We start from the raw sequence: 6,361 nt of genomic DNA on the forward strand, positions 1-6,361 counted from the left end.
CAATTAAATCAAAAAATAAAAATAACTTGGAGTTTTAATTCTTTATCCTGAAGAGTAATATCAATTTGCCTGATAAATTCTCGAAAGTAAAATCGTCGTTCTGTTTCCGATAAATCTAACCAAAATTGTGGTATAGAAACAGCTTGAGCAACAGAACGCAAGTTAACTGGGGGAAGAGTTGCTAGCTTTGCTTCGAGTGCAGAAATTTCTGTGCGGAGTTTGTAAGCCCTTAACTTTGCTGTTTGGGCATCTAAAATTCCAGTTTCAATTAAAGCGGGTAACTGAGCAAGTATTTCTTGCTGACGAGCGATCGCTTGCCCTAAACTATTCTTGACTGCATCCAACTGGGGAAAATTCATTCCTGCTACCGCCAGAGGTAAATCACGGCAAACCGTTTCAATGGTATGTTCCAACACCTCTTGGTAGGAAATAGCCTTACACTTAGGGCTTTGGGGACAGCTAGTAGAACGTAAATAAAGATACTCTTTATCTTGGTTACGTTGAGTAACACGGGTAACTGTCAGATGCGACTGACATTCAGCACAAACAACCAACCCAGCCAGAGAACGGGGTGCGCTAGCAGTTCGAGATGGTAAACGGCTGTTACGGCGTAAAAGTCGGTCAACTTGGGCAGCTTCTTCCTTAGAAATAATCGGAATATGGGTATTGGAGATAATTTCACCATTTTGGTAGGCTGTATTGCCGCGATAGACTGGATTAGTCAGCCAGCGTCTTCCTGTGGTGACAGAGATTTTCTTGCCATATTTTTTCGCCAAGTAACGCACTGAACCCCGCAGAGAACCATAGAGTAAAAAGTGTTCAAAAAAATCTTTGACTACTGGTGAAGTACTGCGATCGATGGTATATTTTCCCTTACCTCTGCGATAGCCGTAGGGAACTTTGCCCGGTGGCGGTGCAACCTCAAGACGATTACGGGCGTGTCCTTGGCGGATACGGCGACTACGTTGCTGACGTTGGATTGCGTGTAGCAAATTCAGCAAGTCAGCGCCCAGAGGGTAATTTTCGGAAGTGTAAGGTTGTTCAGTGGCGATTACTGCGATTCCCATGACTTCGAGTTGATTGAGGCGATGGCTAATTTCTTCTACAGTATCTCCCAATTCTTCCAACCGACGAATCAGGAGATAATCTGCTGGTTCAGTTTGACAATCGGTAAATAATTGTTGTAATTGCGATCGTTCAGAAGAGTCTGGCTTGCCCAAATCTTCATAAACCCGATCCACCTCCCATCCCCAATCGGCTCGATCGGGAGAAGATTCTAATAGCGGATCGGTATAAGAGTAGGCAATTATTTTCAAAGGTTTAGCAGAGCCTCATAAAGAAATGGTATCAGTTTAAATCACTTGTCCTTGGACAAAGCCGAAAATGCGATCGCGCAGAGAACTATACACAAAGGCATTGATGTTAGCGATCGCATCACTGAGCAAATTCACCAGCAGCGAACCTGCAATGCTGTACAGTAGCAGCGGTTGCGAAAGTATCAGGGTGATGGCATTCTGCGTTGTCCCTGTACTCAATAAGCGGGTAATTTCATCAACGATCGTTTTGTTGAGCCAAATGGCGATTGCTGGGCCTGCACCACCCAGTAATGTCAGGATTGTTACATAGCATAGCTCCTTTGGAACTACCTAGATCACTGTTGCCACACTCCGGCGAAATGCTTGGAATGGAGAAATCTCAATTATTTGCATATATTTTAAAGTAGCAAATAATAGCAAAATTCCCAGACAGACGTTGTGATCTCCATTCAACTGATGTACTTAGCTTTAAAGATGATATTGTTTATCAAACTATGTCATCTTTATTTGTGTCATTCGTGAATTTTTTGTCTAGCTTACAGCTATTTTCAGGTAAATAGACCACGCGGTAGGGGCGCAAGGCCTTGCGCCTCTACAACAGATGTGGTTTAAATACTTGAATTCTGCTGTAATGTTTGGTGCAATTGGTACGGCAGACTTTGAGGCATACATCTTTACATAACACCCTAGACTATGCCCACGCCAAGCAAGCGCTTGTCTCTAGTTCTGGGGAAAAGGGGGCGATGAGCTACGCCCCGCTTTATAGCGATGCCTGCGGCGGGCTACGCCTACGCATTTTCACCTCAGCCAACAAATAATAACAACTAAAATCTGTATATGTACTAATATGCTCTTGGGAGCTATTTCTCCTTTATTAAGCAGAATTATTGCCAAATTTCACCATGATGAATAACTGGTTTGATACAGCTCGATTGGGGATGTTTATTCATTGGGGACATAGTTCCCAGCAAGGATGTGAGTTATCTTGGCCGTTAGTTGGGGGTGTATTCAGTCTACCTTTTTGCAAAGATATTCCAGTTGAGAAATATCACTACACAGCTAATACTTTCAATCCACAGCAATACAATCCTCAAGAATGGGCAGATTTAGCAAAAAGTATAGGAATGAAATATGCCATATTAACAGCCAAACATCATAATGGTTTTGCCCTATTCCATACGCAAGAATCAAACTTTTCAATTGCATCTGCACCTTATAAAAAAGATATTGTGCGTGAATATATCGAAGCGATGCGCTCTGTAGGATTGCGTATTGGTCTTTATTTTTCGCTTAGTGACTGGCATCATCCAGACTATCCAGCTTTTACAGAAGCAGATAAACCTTATCGCTTTGACCAGCTACCTCAACCTACAGCGCAACAGTGGGAGCGATATATCCAATTTATGTTCAATCAGATACGAGAATTATTGACTAACTATGGTCAAATTGACATCATTTGGTTTGACGGAAGTTGGGAACGCACTCCTGAGCAATGGCAGGCTCAAGAATTAGCAAAAATGATTCGTGATTTACAACCTAATATTCTCATCAACGATCGTCTTCCGAATTGTGGAGATTTTGAGACTCCTGAACAGTTTATTCCGCCTCACCCACCCGATCATCCTTGGGAAACTTGTCTGACTATTAACGAGAGTTGGGGATATAATTCAGATGATTGCAACTTCAAATCGTCTCGTCAATTGATTCATACCCTTTGCGAAGTAGCTGGCAAAGGGGGCAACCTCTTGCTTAATGTTAGTCCAATGGGTAATGGACAAATCCCTCCTGAGCAGTTAGAGCGTCTCAAATATATAGCAGATTGGATGGGGAGCCACTCTGAAAGTATACTTGATACAACCCCAGGATTAGAACCGTGGCAATTTTATGGCCCCTCAACTCGTAAGGGCGATCGCATTTATTTACACCTATTAATGAAACCTTACGAAACAATATCAGTTAGGGGTATACCAATCAAACAAGTAAAATCGGTGTTTGTTCTTGCTGACGGCACAGCACTAAGCTACACAACTCGCTGTGCAATTATTGATTCTATCTTCAATTCTAATCCGTTAGGAGAATTAACAATTGATGTACCTGAATCAGTAATTAATCCATACGTTACAGTGATTTGTATTGATATTGATTCTTGAGTAATTAATGTAAATTCATTAACAGTACAGCGATCGCCCCAATTCTTAGAGGAAAAGCGATCGCTGTCGGTAAAATATCAAAGGCAGTTACTTCCAATCCCAGATGAGCTAGAGCTTCGGCATCATCACCCAAGCCGCAACCAATGACTAGCGCCTTTTGCCGAGAAGCGAATGGTTGATGATTCGTCAACCATTCTTGTAGATAAGGGTGAGGAGTTAACTTTGCCCAAGGAATTTTTGCTGTATCACCTTTAGCTTCGGTATATAACACTTCAAACCATGCCGATGGTTCTGATTTTTATAAAGCAACGCTTGCTAACTGTTTAATATAAAATCGTAAATCTTCAGGTTGCTGTTCAAACATAAAAACTGACATTACTAACAATTGTGCAAAACTTCCGAATACCCTAAGTATTGTAGATCAGGAAAAGCGATGCCTACAGTTCACTCTATTACACTATCAGGCAAGGATTTGTCACACATAGTTAAAATTGCTTTGGCAGGAGTACGGAGCCTGCGATCGCACGTAGAAACGTAGCTATATAGTAGCGGAGCCTCTATTTGGGGGATGGCATCTAAACCGTCTTCGCCACGCAACCAACCGCACAAATTATTTCGATCGGGATAAATGTAGTACTCTTCCATCCCATAGCGGTCGTAGAACAGTAATTTCTTGTCCATTTCAGTTTGGGTGTTGCTGGGAAAAAGAATTTCAAACACTATTTGTGGTGCAACTCCCTGCTCTTTCCATTGTTGGTAGCACAGGCGATGTCTACGACGGGCTACGCCTACGCCTTTTGGTCTACCCAATACCACCATCACATCTGGGGCGTTAACAATTTTATTGCGTCCCTCTACTGGATACCAAAACAAATCCCCCGCAACAAATACATTTGGATCGTCAGCAAATAGCCAGTCTATATTCTGCTTAATTTCTACAATCCAGCCAAACTGTATGGTATTATTAGCCACTGGTTGTCCGTCACTATCTGGATAGATGACCTTTGGCTGGGTCGGCGGTTGGATTTGCGATACCATAGTTTCGCCCTCAGAAGAATATTTAATCGGGATGCTTCCAAATTAGCAGACTCTTAAGGATGTCTGCGCCATGAATCTGGAGTAATAACTATCTATAACAGTACGATTGTTCTACTATAAACTGATTAAAGATAGTATTATTAAGGACTGTTTCATCAGAAACTCCTTCTTTGCCGCCCAATATGTCAGACCAACAGCTAGCAGCATCCTTGAATGGACATCTTCCCTACCCCAGCCACAACAGCCAGAATACCATTCGGATTCGGGGTGCAAGGCAGCATAATCTGAAAAATATTGACTTGGAATTGCCACGCGATCGCCTAATCGTATTCACTGGCGTTTCTGGCTCTGGTAAGTCTTCCCTGGCCTTTGACACCATTTTTGCTGAAGGGCAACGTCGCTATGTAGAATCCCTCAGCGCCTACGCACGGCAATTTTTAGGACAACTGGATAAGCCGGATGTGGAAGCGATTGAAGGCTTAAGTCCAGCAATTTCTATTGACCAAAAGTCAACGTCTCATAACCCCCGTTCTACTGTGGGTACAGTGACAGAGATTTACGACTATCTGCGGCTGTTATTTGGTCGGGCTGGCGAACCCCATTGTCCGATATGCGATCGCTGTATTGCACCCCAGACAATCGATGAGATGTGCGATCGCATCATGGAATTACCAGACCGCACTCGTTTCCAAATTCTGGCACCTGTTGTCCGAGGTAAAAAAGGCACACAGCGTAAGCTTTTGTCAAGTCTGGCTTCCCAAGGTTTTGTCCGCGTGCGTGTCAATAGCGAAGTGCGCGATCTGTCAGATTCGATTGAATTGGATAAAAATTTTACCCACACCATTGAAGTGGTAATTGACCGCTTGGTGAAAAAGGCTGATATCCAGGAGCGTTTGGTTGATTCCCTCTCTACCTGTCTCAAGCAATCGGGTGGTATTGCGACCATTCTGGTGAGTCTGCTTGGTGACGACGGACAAGAAAAAGAAGAAGAATTAGTATTTTCCGAAAATTTTGCTTGTCCAGAACATGGCGCAGTAATGGAGGAATTGTCGCCGCGATTGTTCTCGTTTAACTCACCTTATGGTGCTTGTCCGCATTGTCACGGTATCGGGACTTTAAGAAGATTTTCGCCAGATTTGGTAGTTCCTGACCCAGAAGCGCCAGTTTATGCTGCGATCGCGCCTTGGTCAGAAAAAGATAATTCTTATTATTTGGAATTACTCTATAGCGTCGGACAGATTTATGGGTTTGAGTTACAGACAAATTGGAGCAAGCTGACAGAAGAACAGCAGCAGACTATTTTGTATGGAGAAAAAGAAGAAACTACAAAAACAGATAAAAAACAAAATTTTAAAGGTACTATTCCAATTTTGCAACGGCAATATGAAGGTGGTTCTGAGTTAATTAAGCAAAAATTAGAGCAGTATTTGATCGATCAACCGTGTGAAGTTTGTCAGGGAAAACGGTTAAAACCGGAAGCCTTGGCGGTGAAGTTGGGACAATATGGAATTTTAGAATTAACTGGAGTATCAATTCGGGATTGTCGAGAGAGAATTGAGCAATTCAAGTTGAGCGATCGCCAGTTACAAATTGCTGATTTAGTCCTAAGGGAAATCAAAGCTAGATTGCAATTTTTGTTGGATGTCGGTTTAGATTACCTCACCCTCGATCGTCCCGCCATGACCCTTTCTGGTGGCGAAGCCCAACGAATTCGCCTAGCAACGCAAATTGGTTCTGGTTTAACAGGAGTTCTCTATGTTTTAGATGAGCCAAGTATTGGTTTGCATCAACGAGATAATAATAGGTTACTCAAAACTTTAACTAAGTTGCGCGATTTGGGTAATACATTAATTGTCG

7 protein-coding genes (1 of these 7 only partly in view) are annotated in these 6,361 nt (G+C 42.7%); 3 read left to right on the top strand and 4 right to left on the bottom strand.

The annotated features are described in order from the left end of the window. Nucleotides 1-8 precede the first annotated feature (8 nt). Complete coding sequence (locus NLP_RS30195; RefSeq protein ID WP_104909538.1) at nucleotides 9-1,316, bottom strand: recombinase family protein; 1,308 nt, start codon at nucleotides 1,314-1,316, stop codon at nucleotides 9-11. A 36-nt stretch (nucleotides 1,317-1,352) separates the two neighbouring features. Continuing rightward, nucleotides 1,353-1,535 carry a hypothetical protein gene (locus NLP_RS30200; RefSeq protein WP_104909539.1) on the bottom strand — a complete coding sequence of 61 codons (183 nt, stop codon included), beginning with the start codon at nucleotides 1,533-1,535 and terminating at the stop codon, nucleotides 1,353-1,355. Between the two features lie 416 nt (nucleotides 1,536-1,951). On the opposite strand from NLP_RS30200, the gene NLP_RS33815 reads away from it, so the two are divergent. Further along, complete coding sequence (locus NLP_RS33815; protein ID WP_234017122.1) at nucleotides 1,952-2,134, top strand: hypothetical protein; 183 nt, start codon at nucleotides 1,952-1,954, stop codon at nucleotides 2,132-2,134. Between the two features lie 84 nt (nucleotides 2,135-2,218). Then, nucleotides 2,219-3,466 carry an alpha-L-fucosidase gene (locus NLP_RS30205; RefSeq protein WP_104909540.1) on the top strand — a complete coding sequence of 416 codons (1,248 nt, stop codon included), beginning with the start codon at nucleotides 2,219-2,221 and terminating at the stop codon, nucleotides 3,464-3,466. A gap of 4 nt (nucleotides 3,467-3,470) precedes the next feature. On the opposite strand, the gene NLP_RS30210 is transcribed toward NLP_RS30205, so the two are convergent. Both NLP_RS30210 and NLP_RS30215 read right to left on the bottom strand, forming a co-directional pair. Further along, a complete protein-coding gene (locus NLP_RS30210) occupies nucleotides 3,471-3,737 on the bottom strand; it encodes a hypothetical protein (protein WP_234017123.1) in 267 nt (88 codons plus the stop codon). A gap of 173 nt (nucleotides 3,738-3,910) precedes the next feature. Further along, nucleotides 3,911-4,504 carry a Uma2 family endonuclease gene (locus tag NLP_RS30215; RefSeq protein ID WP_104909541.1) on the bottom strand — a complete coding sequence of 198 codons (594 nt, stop codon included), beginning with the start codon at nucleotides 4,502-4,504 and terminating at the stop codon, nucleotides 3,911-3,913. 182 nt (nucleotides 4,505-4,686) lie between these two features. Here NLP_RS30215 and uvrA point away from each other — a divergent pair, with 182 nt between their 5' ends. Continuing rightward, nucleotides 4,687-6,361, top strand: the 5' portion of a protein-coding gene (gene uvrA, locus NLP_RS30220) for an excinuclease ABC subunit UvrA (protein ID WP_104909542.1). It continues 1,211 nt past the right edge of the window; 1,675 of the gene's 2,886 nt are visible here — the first part of the coding sequence; it begins with the start codon at nucleotides 4,687-4,689; the stop codon falls past the right edge of the window.

This window comes from Nostoc sp. 'Lobaria pulmonaria (5183) cyanobiont' (assembly GCF_002949795.1).
Taxonomy (GTDB): Bacteria; Cyanobacteriota; Cyanobacteriia; order Cyanobacteriales; family Nostocaceae; genus Nostoc.

Coding starts and splice junctions, on each gene's coding strand:
- NLP_RS30205 (WP_104909540.1), top strand. CDS start 2,219: ATGATGAATAACTGGTTTGATACAGCTCGATTGGGGATGTTTATTCAT.
- NLP_RS30215 (WP_104909541.1), bottom strand. CDS start 4,504: ATGGTATCGCAAATCCAACCGCCGACCCAGCCAAAGGTCATCTATCCA.